Source organism: Pseudoalteromonas sp. SG43-6 (genome assembly GCF_014164365.1).
GTDB classification, from domain to species: Bacteria; Pseudomonadota; Gammaproteobacteria; order Enterobacterales; family Alteromonadaceae; genus Pseudoalteromonas; species Pseudoalteromonas rhizosphaerae.
In genome coordinates this window covers 1-17,575 of the sequence record NZ_JACJEZ010000016.1, presented here as the reverse complement: position 1 = coordinate 17,575, position 17,575 = coordinate 1, and the positions used below count along the sequence as shown (strand labels likewise).

Sequence of the window (17,575 nt, the reverse complement as noted above, 5' to 3'; positions counted from 1 at the left end):
ATACTTATTATTTTTGTAATTGAGCCATAGTTAACGGCTGTTTGTTTAAAGTGACATTGGTTAAGCTCATGTTATTCACATTAGCAACAATAGAATCATCACCCACTTGGTCAAAATGACAGTCGATAAAATGGATATCGTTCATTGGTGCGCGTGCAAAGCCATTGAGGTAAAAAGCCTTACTCAACACATTTTTACAATGTAGGTTTTCAATTTGAATATCACGAACTGTTGGGTCGAACTGTCCCGCATCGCCTTCTTCATAAAAAAAGTTGATCACAACAGCATTTTTAACCGTGCCAACTTCGATGTTACGTATGCGAATATGCTCGATCAAACCGCCACGTACTGAGTTAGTTTTGATACGAATAGCGCGCTCTAGGTGGGGGCTGTCCATGGTGCAGTTTTGCACAAAGACATTATTTACACCGCCAGATATCTCACTGCCGATCACAACACCACCATGGCCTTCTTTCATATGGCAGTTTTCAATAACAATGTTTTGCGATGCTAACCCAACACGGCGACCATCAGCATTTCGGCCCGATTTGATCGCGATACAATCATCACCGGTATCAAAGACACAGTTTTTAATGTGCACGTGGTCACAACTTTCTGGATCACAGCCGTCTGAATTAGGACCATGGCTTGAAAAATTGACGTTATCAACCGTAACACTTTGGCATAAAACCGGGTTCACTAACCAAAAAGGTGAGTTTTTAATTGTTACGCCTTCGATTAAAATATTTTTACATTTATACGGTTGAATAAAAGGAGGGCGTAAATAGGCACCAGTACTGTATATACGTTGGCTGACAGGCACACCAGCTTCGGCATCAACCATTAACTGATCACGTGCTTCACGCTGGTGCAATACTTTACCTTGGCTATCTTTAATTAAATCCCAATGACCTTCCTTGTGTGGTCCCTTCCAAGGCCACCATGTTTGGTTATCACCATTTCCTTGCAGTGTTCCTTTACCTGTGATGGCAATGTTTTCTTGTTCATAAGCATAAATCAGTGGTGAGTAGCCCATCATTTCTAAGCCTTCCCAGCGAGTAAATACCTCTGGTAAGTAATGATTAGGATCAGTGCTGAAACTTAATATTGCCTTATCAGCCAAGTGTAAATTTACGTTAGAAAGTAAATGAATGGCACCGGTCAAGTAGGTGCCATTTGGAATGTAGACCTGACCACCTCCTTGTGCGTGGCAGGCTTCAATGGCGTTTTTAATGGCCTGTGTACAATCATGTTGACCATTTTCTTTTGCACCAAAGTCTTTAATATTAAATTGCTTAGCAGGGAAGGTTGGGACGACTATCTTAGCTTTTATATGTTCAGCCATTTGCCAATCGTCTGCGCTAATAGGCGCTTCAAAAACATTGAGCAAAGGCGCTGACTGACAGCCCATTAAAGTTGCTGTTACCAAAGTGCTAGAAGCTAATGCTTTAAGAAAATAGCGTCGTTGATTATTCATCTTGTATCCTGCTGCTGTAATTGGAATTATTATAATAGGTTAACATTAGCAGTTATTGCCACCGGTGGCAATGTGATTTTACTACAAAGTTTAAATTTTCAAAGACTTATTGTTTTTGAAAAAGTTATTTAAAATTAGTGACTAATAAAATAATCGATAGTAAAAATCATCGATTATGCACGGGGGAGAGTATTATATTGCAGACATAGCCTCAGTTAACGAGGCTATGTGTTGATTAAGTTTAGAAAGTGCCCCTTACACCCACTAAAAACTGGCGACCTGATGAAAGGTTTTCGTAAGGGCGTGGCGTGTAAATATCATTCCACATATCTTGTTTTTCATCTGTTAAATTAACGGCTTCAAATGAAACACTCATTTTCTCTGTTAACTTGTAGCGGGCAGAGAAATTAAGCTTCGCCTTTGCATCATAACCACGCACAAAGGTTGATTCATCTTTATATTCGTCTAAATATTGTTTGTTATAGCCACTTCGGTAGTTATAAGAAAAACGAGCCGACCAATCGTCTACTTGATAGTACAAGGTTATGTTGTATGTGTTCTTTGATGTTTCTTCTTCTACTAAGTTAAGTTGCGTGCCATAAAATGGGTCTTCTATATCACGTGTATAATCAATATAGGTGTAGTTAGTTTGTAAACCTAAGGCATTAAATGGTTCAGGCAAGAAGGTAAAAGGCTGTTGATAAATAAATTCTGCGCCCCACATGCCTTCAGCATCGGTATTGACAAGTTGCGATACTTGCCAAGTCACAGTGCTAGGATCTGTGTCGCCAAGGTCGATACCAAGTCTATCAAGATCGGCTTGTGATAAAACTTGCTCAGAACTTGCTTTTGTTAAACCCGAAATATTTTTATAAAACAGTGATGTTGCAAGCAGCGATTCTTCAGCAAAGTACCACTCTAAACCAACATCATATTGTTTCGCTTTATAAGGCTTGAGTGACGGGCCTGCACCCATCTTAATTGTCGCTGATGGATCATCAATACTCGGCGTATTAATACTGATTGAAGAACGTAAATCAGATAATTTTGGGCGAGTAATTGCGTGTGAATAACTAAAGCGACCGACTAAGTCCTCAGTGATATCGTAAGCAAGGTTTAATGATGGCAGCCATTCATCTCCTTCACTCACAGACTCACGCCAACCATAACCTGCAGCATAGTTTGCACCGTCGCCACGTCCCGCAGTGAAACCATCTTTGTAAATATGATCTAAATTTACGATACGACTGGTGTTTTTGTTATCAACATAACGCACACCAACATTACCACGTAGCTCTTTATCAAATATGTAGTTTCTGAAATCTAACTGGACAAATGCTGTAGCAACTTCTTCTTTAATATAATAAGTGCGTCTAAAATCTTCTTTGGCTTGAAAAAAGTCTGCCCCAGCAAAGGCGTTGTACATGGCATTATAATCAGGTGCTAACCAAGTACTACTGTTAAGCGTTGATGAACCAGGAATTGAAGCGTTGTTACCAAAACTTACACCTTGTTTATCTAAAGTGGTATTAAACAAGCTGCCATCAATTTGGGCTGCATCTAGCGATATAACACGCTCTTCTGCTATTGCGCCTGATGTTTTGTTTGTTTCTCTATTGATGTCTTTCCAGTTATTTAAATTATATTGTTGTTCTGTTTCAAAACTACGCTGACCAACACCAAACTTAACCGTATATTCATCGTTAATCTCGTATGTAAAATCAACTCTAATAGTTTTGTTTTCACTTTCAATTGTTTGCGAGCGATTACGTACTAAACCAGCGGTGTAATTAGTTGGATCTGTCATCACCGACGCTATTTCATCTTTACTATAATTCCCGCCAGGTGCCTGACCTGCGGCAAATGCAAATGATGGCATATTAGTGTTTAACTCACCGCTACCAATCGCTTGTCCGCCCGGGTTATTAATTAATGATAATGGGTCTATATTACTATCAAAACTATAGGCCACGGTAGATTGATTACTATCTAGGGCAAAGGTGGTCATATTCGGAATGTCTAAATCTGATTTACCTTGGCCTATTAGGAAGTTCATTTTAAAACGATCGTTAATAAACCAATTTCCAGTAAAGCTAACTTGATCAAAAGTTGATTCAGATGTATCTTTGCGTGTTTCTGAACGGATAATGGCGTTTGAATATGCACCTGCGACTATGGTGTTGTTGGCATCGACATAAATGTTTTCAGGGACGATATCTTTTTGATCTCGTAATAATACTTCGTAGTGATATTCTTCAGAATCATTATCCAAGCTTGCATGCAACACATCTAAGTTGAATGAGAGATCATCAGTAGGCGCATATTGAAAAGCAATTGTTGCACCAAGACGTTTTTGTTGTTTTGAATACAATGAATAGCGAGGAATACGCGGTAAATATAATCCATCTAAATTTTCATTGGTGTAATTCCCGTTTGGCATTAGTAATGTTTTCGGTGCTACGGTAAGATAATTTGAGCCGCCTTGACCAACAGGTAAACCATCTTCGACAAAGCTTGGATTGTTTACAGTCCAACGTCCAGTTGAAGAGCCTTCACTTTGTACTGTGCCATCAGAGTATGCAATAGAGGCAAGTACACCAAACTTATTATCCCAGTTATTACTGAGCATAAAAGAAGCACGAGGCGATACATCCTCATCAACATCACTATAACGAGCATTGACATTGTAAGCGCCTTTAAAGCCATCATATTGAAATGGACGCGCCGTTTGTAAGTTAACATTGCCTGAGATGCCACCGTCTTCAAGTTCAGCAGAAACGGTTTTATTAATATCTATTTGGGTAAACAGTTCAGATGCGAATACGTTAAAATCAAAAGCACGAGAGGTATTAGAACCACCAGCCGCATCAGTAGCAGCACCAGCAGATGCTGATTCCATGCCATTAATTGTGGTTTTAACGTAACGAGAACCTAAACCGCGAATGGTAATTTGACGACCTTCACCCGCATCCTCCTCAATAGAGATACCAGGTACGCGTGAAAGAGAATCTGCCACATTTAAGTCAGGAAATTTACCAATATCTTCTGCAATGATGGTTTCACGGGTGCCTACGGCTTCACGCTTAGACATTAAAGCGGCATTGATACTACCGCGAAAACCTTTTACTTCGATCACTTCAAGTTGATCATCAGCAACAGCTTCATCTTGAGGGGCTGCATATGCTAAGCCACTGGTCAATGCGCCACTGAGTATTAAATTGGTCATTAACTTACTAAGTTTAAAATTGTGTGTGCTGGTTGTCATAGTGGTTCCACGTTCTACTTATTGTTATTAAGTTAACATGACTTAAAAGAGAGTGTTTGTCATGTCCTTGTTCTGATTTTTATTGCACCTAACCTCATAATCCATAATGGGAAAAACAACGAGAAAGCAAGTAGCAAAGTGTTTGATGAAATGGCTTGCTACCGGTGGCACAAAATGAAAAATATAGCGTTATTGATGCGAAGTCAAATGAAAAACATAACATTATTCATCATTAATTTACATTTAGAACAGCATACGAATACCATTCAAGTGCAACATTATCTATAAGTACTATGATTTAACTGATTATTTGCCACCGGTGGCATTGTATTTTAATTATAAATAATGGATGCGCTACTTTAGTCGTATAAAAACAATATAAGAATATTTTTGTTAGTATGTGAGTAATTTTTGATTATCAATTAAGAAAGGCAATTAACATTGAGTTGTTGGTATTGTGCGTAAAAAAACAGCTTAATTAAAATGTTAATTAAGCTGTTTTCCTTAGGGGAGTTTAAAATTTAAATACTGTTTTACAAGTTGTAGCGTATTCCTAAAAAGAACTGTCGGCCGGTATGATTATATTCACGCGGTAAATCTAAACTGCCATCACCTGTTGTATATAGGCGTTCATACTCATCGGTAAGGTTAATAGCTTCAAATGTTACAGTGACATTTTCATTAATATTATAAAAAGCAGATAGGTCAAAATGTGTTGGACCAGATGTCGCTTCTTCGGCATTACCATTGTTACCCGTGTAATCTGTGATGTAATTGTCGCGTTTATTTACTGAGGCACGAGCGCCATAGTTTTCTTCTTCATAATACAGGGTAAAGTTATAAGAATTTTTAGAAAGGCCGGTAATTTCACCTGCAGAGACATACGTATAGTTAGACACTAACCCCATATTTTTTAACAACCCAGGTAGGAATGAAAAAGGTTGCTGATAAATAAGTTCAAGCCCTTTGATCACAGTACCTTGTCCATTTACAGGGACGAAATGTGTGTAAGGGGTAGTTCTAGGATCGAGCGCACTTGATGGATCATATTGCGGATCATTATCAATAAAGGGTAAATAAGCAGGATCGACGAGTTTTTCTTCACTATCACTTTTTATAAAAGAGCCAATGTCTTTGTAAAACGCTGTTGCTGCTAATAGCGACTCTTCTGCAAAGTACCATTCAACACCAACGTCTGTATTGGTAGAGGTGAAAGGGTCTAAGAATGGGTTACCCGCACTAACAGTGCCGTTTAAATAAGAAAACGATGGATTACCAGGATTGAGTGAACTCAAACTCGGGCGGGTCATGGTTTTAGATAAACCCAGCCTTACAATCACATCATCGGTTGCATCAAGGGCTAAATTTAGCACCGGTAAAACATTGTCATAGCTATTGTCGATTGATACCGCATCAGTTTGAATAAAACCTGTTGATGTGGTTTCAGTTTTTACATAGCGAACACCTGCATTTGTGCGTAGTAGCATATCGGAAATTTCATATTCAAAATTAGTTTCCACATAGGCAGCCATTGTTTCTTCTTCAACTTTCCAGCTTTGTGCACTGCGTGGCACCCACTCTTTAACTAAAAGCTGTGAATTTATTGCATCAAAATCAGCCACTATAAAGGGTGATAACGTGCCGTCATAACCGCTGCCAAAATCATCGTAGGGCATTAACTGAGAAAATCCAGCTGCAGAATCTTGATCAGGAAAACCGTTTATTTGTGATTCATCGTAACTAACCGTTCTGTCGTTATAGGCTATACCGCCTTTGATATTCATCATATCCATCTCGTATGATAAATCAATTTTAGCGGTGTCATTTTCGCGCAGTACATCTGTTGCACGTAAGCGCCCATCGGCTAAATCAAAAGAGTTGGCATCTAGAGTATCGTAATCGTAATTCATCACAGCGGTATTATTGCTGGTGCCAAAATCCATCGATACTCTATGAGGTGTGTTATTAGTCATGTTATAACGATACTGCTCAGAGCGAGCATCCGATTCAGCAGTGCCCACCATAGCGTCTAATCGAAGGTAATCAGATAAGTGATATTTAGCTGAGAATACGTATTGTTGAAATTTTGTTTTTGAAATCTGCTGACGGCTTTCTACTCGAGATTTAACGCCGTTAAATGTCGCTGCTTGGATCTGTTTGCCATTGTCAGCAATGGTAATCGATTCAGGAGTAATTTCGCTGAATGTGTTTCTAAACATCTCGAAAAAGTTGTACATAGTACGGTCATTATCGAGTGTCGAATGTAATGTATCTAAGGTAAGAACGAGATCATCATTTGGGGCATATTGTAAAGATCCGGTAAAACCTAAGCGGTCTTGTTCATTACCAAAAAAATCAGGACGAGGCAGGCGAGGGGTATATAAACAGTTTACTGGATCAACGCTTTGCCCTTCAAATTCACAATTACCGGTGTTGGGTGTGCCAATTACTTCAGTATTAGAAGTATCTGCGTATATACCGCCACCATCAAGTACGGGGGTGGTCCAGCGTACTGTACCAAAGCCTTCTTGGCGCACGGTGCGTTCAGATTTTGCGACAGAGAATAAAGCCCCGATTGTATCATCAGCAAATGTGTTGCTGATCATAAATACCATCCGTGGGTCGACTTCTTCAGTGAGGTCGTTATAACCGGCTTGCGCAGACGCTGCAACATGAAAGCCTGTTGTGTCAAAAGGACGTGCAGAATACATATCAACAGTGCCCGCTATACCACCTTCTTCAGTTGCGGCCGTGGGCGTTTTTTGGATATCAACACGATTAAATAGTTCGGATGCAAATATATTAAAGTCAAATGCACGGCCACCATTTACGCCGCCACCAGAGTCGGTGCCATCGGTACTAGCAGGTACTTCCATACCGTTTAAGGTAGTACGTGTAAATGCAGGACCTAAACCACGTAAGGTAATTTGCCTACCTTCACCACCTTCACGAGAAATAGCTACCCCAGGAATACGTTGTAATGATTCGGCGATATTCAGATCAGGGAATTTACCAATATCTTCAGCCGCGATAGATTCAGTGGTATTTACTTCAAAACGTTTAGTTGCTAACGATTTATTTAATGATGATCTAAATCCAGTTACTTGAATTAACTCAATGTCATTTTGGGCTTTAGTATCTGTTTGTGGCTGTTCATCGGCTGCGATTGCATACGATGTTGTGCCCAGTAGTAAGGCACTAACAATGCAGTTAAGTGGCTTGAGAACGAACTTATTTGCAGTCTTCATTGTGTGTTCCTTTTTTATGCTGTTGATTTGAGTTTTTATTTTTATTACTTTATTTAGCCAGTCAAATATAAGTCTATGATTAAATGTCATAAAACTATGATTTGAATCGATAGCAATATCAGCTAAATACAAATGCTACCGGTGGCATAGGAATCAAGCTATATCTAAAAAAGCATATTGTCAAACCTAATAAATTACATTTTTTATGTTTTATTTACATTTATTTGGCAGTAAATGCACATTAAGTCTTGGTTTAATTTTATTCAGCACCATGATTTAACTTGTTATTTGCCACCGGTGGCAGTTGATGGTATGTTTATAACGACAACCACAATTAAGTAAAATTATTTTTTCACTCAATTACAAAAGATAATTTTATAAAGAGCTAAACTGATTTTTTAAAAACAATAAAGAGCGAGTAGAATGGGAAAATTAATAGCAGCAATATTTATCATGGTGAGTTTTTCAAGTATGTCAGCAACTACTAAAGTTCAGCTTTTTATGGCAGGGGATTCAACCATGTCAATTAAAGAAGTGAAGGATTACCCTGAAACAGGTTGGGGAATGCCCTTTAGTATCTTTTTTAATGACAGCATCGACGTTAAAAATCGTGCTAAAAATGGTCGTAGTACACGCACCTTTATCAGTGAAGGCTTGTGGGCGGGCATTATAAATGAACTTAATAAAGATGATTTTGTGATCATTCAATTTGGTCATAACGATCAGTCAAAACAGAAAGTAGACCGCTACACTACACCAGAGCAATATAAGCAAAACCTAGTTAATTTTATTGCTGAAGTAAGAGCAAAGCAGGCACAGCCATTACTGATGACCCCGGTAACGCGTCGTTATTTTGATGAAAAAGGTCAGATCAAGGACACCCATCCTATTTACGCTGATATAGTAAGAGATGTAGCTAAACAGACAGGGGTCGATTTTATTGACATGGAACGGGTGACCCAACAGTATTTTCAAAAGCTTGGTGGGATCAACTCACGCCTACGTTTTATGCATATAGCACCTAACTTACATCCAAATTACCCTATGGGCGTAGAAGACAATACCCATTTCAATGAACTTGGTGCTCGAGAAGTTGCTCAATTAGTATTAATAGAAATGAAAAAAATAAATCACCCACTCGTTAAACAATTACGCATACCTGATCCAAAACATTTAAAATAAAAATAATATTTATAAATCATATTGTTATGTTTGATACAGCTAATAACGTGTGTAGTTTATTTAGTGTATTGTAATTGCATTGAATGAGTGTAAGTGCATTTAATGCAATAATCACTCTGCACTTAGCTTAATCGACAGGATCAATTGAGTAGTTAAAATCAATGATTGAATTAACCACCCAGCAGACCCATTAATGTAATGATGGTTAAATTATTTTGACTATCTTTATCACTTATTAAAGGCAATGAGGAGTACGCATGTCTGGGTTATCTGCAATACCGTTTTCTTTACTTGAGCTTAGCCCAATGAAAGAAGATGCCACCGTCTCAAGTACTCTTGCAAATAGTGTCGCTTATGCACAAAAAGCTGATGAACTCGGTTTTAACCGATTTTGGATGGCTGAACATCATAATATGCCGGGAATTGTCTGCGCGGCAACCTCTGTATTAATTGGCCACATAGCAGGGCAAACTAAAACTATACGAGTAGGTGCTGGTGGCGTTATGTTACCAAATCACCCGCCACTGATTGTTGCAGAGCAATACGGCACGTTAGAGAGTTTATACCCTGGGCGTATTGATTTAGGTTTAGGTCGCGCACCAGGTAGCGATCATATAACCAGTCGTGCTCTGCGCCGAGATGAACGACGCGCTGAAAACTTTGCCGATGAAGTCACTGAACTGCAAACTTTATTAGGCCCATACGATGGTAGTCACCCTGTTCGCGCTATTCCTGGCGAGAATACCAATGTACCTATTTGGTTACTTGGTTCCAGTTTATATAGTGCGCAACTAGCAGCTAAAAAAGGCCTCCCTTATGTGTTTGCTGGCCACTTTGCACCGCGTTTTGTTTATGATGCAATCGCTTTATACCGCCGTGAATTTCAACCTTCTGATGTGTTAGACAAACCTTATGTAATGCTTGGCTTACCGATTGTTGCAGCAGATAGCGATGAACATGCACAGTTTTTAGCAACCACGTCAAAACAGCGTATCTTAGCACTGTTACGTGGTGATCCTTTATGGCTAAAAGCTCCCGTTAAAAGCATGGCTGGATTATGGAATGAGCAAGAGCAGGCTCAAGTTGAAAACTTTTTAGGATTATCTGTGGTAGGGAGTCCTGTGACCATTGCTCATAAGCTAAATATGATAGTCAAAGAGCTTGGTGTCGATGAATTCATTTTTACCAATGATCTTTACCAAAGTAGCGACCGTCATCACGCGTTGGAGATTTTACGGTCAATAAAAGCATAACCACTGAAAATTAAGCTAAGGTACACTTAACTCCCGTTACAATACAGAAACGAGCTAATACACAAAGTTTACTAGTTTCTGAACTCTACTTAAAAGTGCAAAACACAGCACTAATCTTATTTAAGCTTGCGTTCTGTTTTTATAATCAATTCGATTTATATAATCAATTTTAACGTTTGATTTAAACACATTAAAATGAAGGTATAAACCAGTAAAGTAATTACAAAGGAAGGCATATTTTGAAACCTCAAGACCCCAAAATCACAAATACTTTCGATAAAACAGCATTGATCGCGGAAGGTGGTGGGCAACGAGGGATCTTCACCGCAGGTGTACTCGATGCATGGCTTGAACATGAATATGACCCATTCGATTTATTTATTGGTACTTCAGCAGGTTCACAAAATCTTACTAGCTATTTAGCTCGCCAAAAAGGGTATGCCAAACGCTTAATAAGAGGGCTTTCGCGTCACAAACGATTTTTTCAATTAGGCCGTGGTTTAGTAGGTAAACATATAGTCGACTTAGACTGGTACTTTGATAAAACTACCGAAGTTAACAGAGCACTTGATTTTAAAACTGCAAAAGCCAGTTTGGGTGAACGGGAGTTACTTATTACCGCCACTAATGCCCGTGATCGAAAACCTTATTTTTTATCACCAACCGGTGAAGGCCAGCAATGGCGAGATCTATTAAAAGCGTCAAGTGCACTGCCATTTTTATATAAACAAGGTGTAAAACTCACGCCATGGTTAAATGCATTAGCTGCTAATGAAATAGATAAAACCGACGTACACGCTGAGTCAGACTTTTACCTAGATGGTGGCCTTGCTGCGCCACTACCAGTGCGCGAGGCCTACAATCGTGGTGCACGTAAAATTGTGGTGATCCGCACAGTTGATCAAGACTTTCAAGCGCAGTCGGCATGGGTAAACAAGTTAAAAGCGTTTGTTTGTGCATCAGGATATTGCCCAAAAACCTTAGATTACTTATTACAACACGAACAAGCGTATGAGGATGAGTTAGCATTTATTGCCAATCCTCCTAAAGATGTAGAAATAATACAAATTTTTGCAAACCAAAAGCTTTCGAGCAAATTACTTGGTAGTTCAACCAATGATCTACGTCGTGATTATAAATTAGGTTTATTGGCAGGTAATAACTATTTTACTGAGCAATACCCAGCAAACAATACCCATCCTGTTGCTGTAGCTAACTAATTAGTATTGATAAATTTATTCCGATCAGTTGCGTGTGAGTTGGATAAGTATCCGGTGTTGTTAGTTTGTAATTAATAAGCGAGTCATAAATGGCTCGCATTAACGCTCCGAGGCCTGCATTTATAATTACTGATCGCTGCGCCAATTAAAACAAATGCCAATGCAATTAAAATTGCCCATGAAAAATGTATTTGTTGAGCCATAACCAGTAACACGGTAGAAAGTAACGGTGTTAAAAAACTCAAAGAGGCAAGTAACGTTTTATTACCTCTTTTTAAAGCGATGTCCCATAAGTAAAATGCGCCACCGACAGGTCCTAACCCTAACAAAAAAATACCTACAGTCTGCGTTAATGAAAAACGCGTGACTGTTTGTTCAAAATATATATGTGCCAATAAGGCCAAAATAGCTACATAAAGAGAAAGCCAACCAATATCATCAACGTGATTATCAAAGCGAGTCATGAACAATGAATAACTCGACCATAATAGCGCACAACTCGCAGCAAATAGGTAGCCTAAAAAGTACTGGCTATTGATAGTAAAACCACTGCCATCACTAATTAAAAACACGATCCCTATAAAACCAACCAGCCCGCCTATAATCGCATTTATTTTGTTTTCAGACCGTGCGACAAAAACACCCAATAACAATGGCCATAAATATACAATCAGGCTAACTTCAATCAATGGTGCATATTTAAGTGCCATAAAATAACAAAAATGAAAACCAAATAAGCCAACTATACCAATAATTGTTTGCGCCTTACCAAGTGTAGGCAGAGTTAACAAAGGCTGCTTGGTAACAAGCCGTTTAATAAACAGCAATAAGAACGACACAAAGAAGCACATAAATAGTAATTGAAAAGCCGGTAATGCTTTAGTTAAATTACCCAACAGTGCTAATGCACCCCATAAAAAAATAGCTAATACGCCGAAAATTGTAGACATAGCAAACATTTAATTAAAAATTAATTGATAAAGGTAGTTTATCAATTTTACTATCTAACACTGTGCTTAAAAGACGATATTGTTGACGTTAAAGCTGCTTTTTTAAGTCTCGTGGGGGATTGTTTGAAGTAGCAAGTGAAGGCGCGACTAAAAGCTGATGGGTCGTTATAACCAACCTGTTCACCAATTACTGCTATAGGTAAATCAGAGTAACAAAGTAAGGAACGTGCATGTTCCATTCTTAATTGCGTGTGATGTTTAACCGGGCTGGTGTGCATACATTGCTTAAAAACCGCTTTGAATTGAGTAACACTTAAACATGCAACCGCAGCCATATCATTCAATGTATAGTCTATCGATAAATCTTTTTTTATTAATAACAAAACGTTATTTATCCGCGGATCAATAGTCGCATTGGTAGTTTGTTGCCTGAGTAACACCAAAAATAAATTAAAACATAACGCTGCTTCATCTATGTTAGTTACACCTTGCAACTGCTTTTGGGTAAAACTTAGATAGCTCATTAATTTATCGTCAATACTGAAACAGGGGGCATTCATCGTCGTTAAGTTATTTGGGAGCTCTAATAAATCGGCCACTATAAAACGTGCATTTTCATCTGATTTAAACGCATGTAGAGTATTTTTAGGGATCACAACACATTGACCAACACCAACAGGCGCCGAGAAATTATTCATTTCAAGTTCTATATAGCCACAAAGTGGTAAAACAAGTTGGTGATAGTGGTGCTGGTGGCTGTGGATTTTTCGTGTGTAGTATCGAATCGATAAGCTATTCATCTATTAAATTTAATAATTGCTATGACAAACAATCATGAAGGGAATTGTAGGGTGTTGTAAATAACTTTTTGTTATTTTAATACACTCAATACTTGCTAATTTATATCAGCAAGATAAAGTATTGCCAACTAAATATTCTTAAATTCAGCATATGTATTCTATTGCAGGTTGAGAAATAATAACAAGGGCAAACATGTTTGATTTAATCGTAGGCAGTATAAATAACCTGCTTTGGGGTGAAGGACAAATACTGATCTACATTTTACTGTTTACAGGTATTTGGTTTTCAGTACGCTTAAAACTGATTCAAATTTTAAAATTTAAACACATGTTCAGCCTTCTCAAAGGCAGTAGCAAATGCAATAAAAACGACATTAGTTCGTTTCAAGCACTGTGCACCGGATTAAGTGCGCGGGTTGGAACTGGCAATTTAGCCGGTGTTGCTGTTGCGATATCATTAGGTGGCAGTGGCGCCATATTTTGGATGTGGGTGATTGCCATACTGGGCATGGCGACCGGTTTTGCAGAAAGCGTACTTGGCCAAGTGTATAAAGTACGCGATAGTCAAGGCGAATTTAGAGGTGGCCCCGCTTATTATATTCAACAAGGAATAGGCAGTCGTAGTCTCGCTATCGCGTTTGCGTTGTGTTTGTTCTTAGGTTATGGCTTTACTTTTAGCGCGATGCAAACCAACACCATTACTGATGCGCTTAATTTCGCTTTTGAAATTCCAACCTTATATTCAGGCATAGTCATAACCCTACTTGCAGGCTCTATTATACTCGGTGGCTTTAAAGCTATTGCCCGCTTTGCTGAGCGAGTAGTGCCGGTGATGGGCATTGTATTTGTACTGGCAGCTGTGATTATTACCTTGATTAACTTCACCCAAGTACCTGCTATGTTGAAGGATATATTCTTATCTGCTTTTGGGCTGCAAGAAGCCGGTGCAGGCGCAATGGGCGCGGCAATCAAAAACGGTATTCAACGTGGTTTATATTCTAATGAGGCCGGTGCAGGTAGTGTGCCGCATGCATCAGCAAGTGCGTCGCCTATTCCAAATCACCCAGTAACGCAAGGGTATATTCAAATGCTCGGGGTGTTTTTTGATACTATAGTGTTGTGTAGTTGTACCGCTGTGATTATCTTATTGGCTGATATTGATATCAGTGGTGAGATGGCAGGCATTCGCTTAACACAAGCGGCAATGACCGCACATTTAGCACAAGGGGGCGTGTACTTTGTAGCAGCAGCCATTACTTTATTTGCCTTTACCTCGGTAGTGGCTAATTACGCTTACGCCGAAAGTAACCTACATTTATTTAAGCTCGATAATAAAGTAGGGCGCGGCATTTACACATTTTTATATCTATCAATGATGATGTGGGGGGCGTCTGCCACATTAAAAGAAGTATGGGATTTAGCCGATATTGCTCTTGGCTTGATGACAGTTGTCAATGTAATTGCCATAATACTGCTCACCCCGACTATTTTAAATGTCACAGACGATTATAATAGGCAACGAGCTGAAGGTATTGAGCCTGAATTTAATGCAAAAAATGTGCTCATTCAAGGTAAAACCGAGCAGGGTATTTGGCACTAAACATGACTATTGTCGCGAGGTTTTTTGCATAAGTATTCACCTTGCTGGTTGTTGAAAATGATTAAGTATTTTTATGATTGATATATATGCAGGTAAAACTGCGGCAAAAATAATTACAGAACAAGGTTTTAAGCCCGACCTTTTTAATGCCTTTTTAGGTGCATCCGGTGGCCCTAAATGGTTTACTTTATTTGGTTTAGATAAGTATATTTTTGGTGAGTTTTTTAAAAACCGATCATCGCAACTCAATTTAATTGGATCATCGGCTGGCGCTTTTCGCGCTGCGTGTTTTTCACAAAATGATCCCGTTGCCGCCATTACGCGGTTAGCAAAATCATACAGTGAAACTCGTTACTCGAGTAATAAACCAACACCGCAAGAAATAACCACTAAAGCCCGTGCGTTACTAGAAGATGTATTTGGCGACAATGGTGTTGCTGAAATAATTAATAATCCAGTTTTCAAATCACATTTTATTGTTGCTAAATCAAATGGCTTAGTAGCCAGTGAGCAAAAAGCGTTGCAACTGCTTGGGCTGACAAAAAGCTATTTAAGTAATCGAGTTAACCGTCGATTTTTGACAAAGCAATATGAGCGGTTTATATATCAAGCTCCAAACAGTAACTTTCAACTTGAAGATAATTATAAATTTAAAACCACCCAACTAGACTTAACAACGGATAACTTAAAGGATGCGTTACTCGCATCGGGCTCAATACCACTTGTTATGCAAGGCATTAAAAATATAGCTGGATCGCCGCCTGGTATGTATCGCGATGGTGGTATTGTTGATTACCACTTTGATTTTAAAATTAACAATCCTGGACTTATTCTATATCCACATTTCAATTCAGATCCAAAAGCAGGGTGGTTTGATAAAAGCTTAAAACGTAAAGTCGCCGCTGAAAATTACGATAACGTGGTTATGATCACACCCTCTAAAAAATTCATCGCCAGCTTACCTTACGGAAAAATCCCCGACAGAAACGACTTTACAGATCTCGATGCGGATACACGTATAAAATATTGGCGAACAGTATTTAGCGAGACTGAAAAACTAGCCGATGATTTTGATAAAAAACTCAATAGCGAAAATATTGAGCTGAAAATAATTGAATGATCTAATCTATCAAGTAATGTAGTTTTATGAGTCGTAGTTAATAATCCATAAATTATCGTACGTAATATTAAAGGAAAGGGCGAAAGCCCTTTTTATCAATTATTTACAATGTTAGCAATAAGATATAATGACACTAGTGAGTTTTCATAAATAACTTTTTGTATTCATTTATAGAAGATTCTGAATCTGCAAAATAAGTTTGATGTGAATTTTGAACAATTAATGAGTTAAATAATTTTACATCTTCTGTTGTACATAACTCATTAAAAAATTTAGTGTTTATATCACGTAAGATTACATACCCAAACTTTGGTGAGATTGGAAAATAGAGATCTTTACCATTACCAGTAATACTTTTAAGACTTACTACTGGTGAATCAGAAGTAATAAATGAAATGTCTGAAGAGTTAATTAATGGGATATGAATATCGATATTACAATTTGTTAAGAGATTAAGAGCGTAATTTTGCCCAAAGACAAAACTAAAAAACCACCAGTGTTTTCTAAATACACTCAATAGAATGTCAATATCTTTTTCATCTCTAAAATTCTCATTTAAAGAAAATCTAGGCCACAAATTTAACTTAGAAAAACTACTATCTTTTAAATCCTTAGTCCTAGTTGCCTGATGACCAAGAAAATTCATAAAATCTTTAAAGTAATCTGAGTTTTCAAGGATGTTAAAATCACCATTACTTAGTTGAGGCAAAACTTTAAGCATTTTACCCTCTATTTTAGAATGATAATTCTCTAAAAGGTTAATTTTCCAGTTATTAACACTATCGGATTGTTTTAAAGCAGCTTTAAACGAATTGTAGTAATGAAGGTTTATCTCGTAATTAGAATCAGATATAAACTTAAGAATGATCTTAATATATAGATCTTCATAATTTTCAATATGTTCCAATTTATAAAAAAAATCTTGCTTAGCTACTCCAAGCGCGGTTTCAGTTGCTGCAATATGTTTTTTAGTAGCAAAGTAAGCTAATTTATTATCAACCTGCCAATTTTCTAGATAACGCCGCCAAACAAAATGATGATTTTTTTTGGGTACTAATTTTTTAGATTCTAGCAAAATTAACTTCCTGTCTTTTCTGAAATATCACCAACAATATCTAGTAATTGGTTCTGTAATTCAAATAAATACTTATCTTGTGTAGATGTCTGTCTTTTGAGGTTTTGGTACATTTGCTCTGATTTCTTAGCAGAACATTTATATCGGTGTACTAACTGTAAATGAGATGGTTTTACTATACCCCAAGGCGTAGTCATTTTGTTGTCGTGATATCAAATTCTATAATCTGCCCATGGGCGAGTAGGAGAAAATAGCCTAGATAAATTATTTAAATTTGCTTTAGCTGACGCGTTTGATAAAAGTATAGCTATAAAAAATTTGAATTAAAACTAATTGAAAAATTTAAGCTATAAGTTATTTTTGGCTGATAGCTGATAGCTGATAG

At 37.9% G+C, this 17,575-nt stretch carries 11 protein-coding genes; 5 read left to right on the top strand and 6 right to left on the bottom strand.

Annotation, left to right across the window (positions count from 1 at the left end; translation table 11 throughout):
- Positions 1–7: 7 nt before the first annotated feature.
- The 3 genes from H5201_RS08660 to H5201_RS08650 form a co-directional block, all read right to left on the bottom strand.
- Positions 8–1,477: a glycoside hydrolase family 28 protein gene (locus H5201_RS08660; RefSeq protein ID WP_182784259.1), complete on the bottom strand. Its 1,470-nt coding sequence runs from the start codon at positions 1,475–1,477 to the stop codon at positions 8–10.
- Positions 1,478–1,718: 241 nt separating this feature from the next.
- Positions 1,719–4,742 carry a TonB-dependent receptor gene (locus H5201_RS08655; protein ID WP_182784257.1) on the bottom strand — a complete coding sequence of 1,008 codons (3,024 nt, stop codon included), beginning with the start codon at positions 4,740–4,742 and terminating at the stop codon, positions 1,719–1,721.
- A 533-nt stretch (positions 4,743–5,275) separates the two neighbouring features.
- On the bottom strand, positions 5,276–7,990 hold the full coding sequence (locus tag H5201_RS08650; protein WP_182761025.1) for a TonB-dependent receptor: 2,715 nt from the start codon (positions 7,988–7,990) through the stop codon (positions 5,276–5,278).
- 423 nt (positions 7,991–8,413) lie between these two features.
- Here H5201_RS08650 and H5201_RS08645 point away from each other — a divergent pair, with 423 nt between their 5' ends.
- From H5201_RS08645 to H5201_RS08635, 3 genes are all read left to right on the top strand, one after another.
- Positions 8,414–9,172, top strand: a complete 759-nt coding sequence (locus H5201_RS08645) for a rhamnogalacturonan acetylesterase (protein WP_182761024.1) — start codon at positions 8,414–8,416, stop codon at positions 9,170–9,172.
- A 257-nt stretch (positions 9,173–9,429) separates the two neighbouring features.
- Positions 9,430–10,425, top strand: a complete 996-nt coding sequence (locus H5201_RS08640; protein WP_182759763.1) for an LLM class flavin-dependent oxidoreductase — start codon at positions 9,430–9,432, stop codon at positions 10,423–10,425.
- A 239-nt stretch (positions 10,426–10,664) separates the two neighbouring features.
- Positions 10,665–11,645 carry a patatin family protein gene (locus tag H5201_RS08635; RefSeq protein ID WP_145239058.1) on the top strand — a complete coding sequence of 327 codons (981 nt, stop codon included), beginning with the start codon at positions 10,665–10,667 and terminating at the stop codon, positions 11,643–11,645.
- A gap of 83 nt (positions 11,646–11,728) precedes the next feature.
- On the opposite strand, the gene H5201_RS08630 is transcribed toward H5201_RS08635, so the two are convergent.
- Both H5201_RS08630 and H5201_RS08625 read right to left on the bottom strand, forming a co-directional pair.
- Positions 11,729–12,595: a DMT family transporter gene (locus tag H5201_RS08630; protein WP_182717273.1), complete on the bottom strand. Its 867-nt coding sequence runs from the start codon at positions 12,593–12,595 to the stop codon at positions 11,729–11,731.
- Between the two features lie 50 nt (positions 12,596–12,645).
- Entirely contained in the window at positions 12,646–13,293 is a 648-nt protein-coding gene (locus H5201_RS08625; protein WP_259399671.1) for an AraC family transcriptional regulator, read from the bottom strand.
- Positions 13,294–13,588: 295 nt separating this feature from the next.
- Between H5201_RS08625 and H5201_RS08620 the strand changes: the two genes are divergently transcribed.
- The gene (locus tag H5201_RS08620; protein ID WP_182717275.1) at positions 13,589–14,995 is read left to right on the top strand and encodes a sodium:alanine symporter family protein; all 1,407 of its coding nucleotides are present in this window, start codon (positions 13,589–13,591) and stop codon (positions 14,993–14,995) included.
- A gap of 73 nt (positions 14,996–15,068) precedes the next feature.
- A complete protein-coding gene (locus H5201_RS08615) occupies positions 15,069–16,115 on the top strand; it encodes a patatin-like phospholipase family protein (protein ID WP_182761022.1) in 1,047 nt (348 codons plus the stop codon).
- Between the two features lie 133 nt (positions 16,116–16,248).
- On the opposite strand, the gene H5201_RS08610 is transcribed toward H5201_RS08615, so the two are convergent.
- Positions 16,249–17,190 (bottom strand): DUF4238 domain-containing protein, encoded by a 942-nt coding sequence (locus H5201_RS08610; RefSeq protein ID WP_182784253.1) that lies wholly within the window; start codon positions 17,188–17,190, stop codon positions 16,249–16,251.
- Positions 17,191–17,575 lie beyond the last annotated feature (385 nt).

Coding starts and splice junctions, on each gene's coding strand:
- H5201_RS08660 (WP_182784259.1), bottom strand. CDS start 1,477: ATGAATAATCAACGACGCTATTTTCTTAAAGCATTAGCTTCTAGCACT.
- H5201_RS08655 (WP_182784257.1), bottom strand. CDS start 4,742: ATGACAACCAGCACACACAATTTTAAACTTAGTAAGTTAATGACCAAT.
- H5201_RS08650 (WP_182761025.1), bottom strand. CDS start 7,990: ATGAAGACTGCAAATAAGTTCGTTCTCAAGCCACTTAACTGCATTGTT.
- H5201_RS08645 (WP_182761024.1), top strand. CDS start 8,414: ATGGGAAAATTAATAGCAGCAATATTTATCATGGTGAGTTTTTCAAGT.
- H5201_RS08640 (WP_182759763.1), top strand. CDS start 9,430: ATGTCTGGGTTATCTGCAATACCGTTTTCTTTACTTGAGCTTAGCCCA.
- H5201_RS08630 (WP_182717273.1), bottom strand. CDS start 12,595: ATGTCTACAATTTTCGGCGTATTAGCTATTTTTTTATGGGGTGCATTA.
- H5201_RS08625 (WP_259399671.1), bottom strand. CDS start 13,293: ATGAATAATTTCTCGGCGCCTGTTGGTGTTGGTCAATGTGTTGTGATC.
- H5201_RS08620 (WP_182717275.1), top strand. CDS start 13,589: ATGTTTGATTTAATCGTAGGCAGTATAAATAACCTGCTTTGGGGTGAA.
- H5201_RS08615 (WP_182761022.1), top strand. CDS start 15,069: ATGATTGATATATATGCAGGTAAAACTGCGGCAAAAATAATTACAGAA.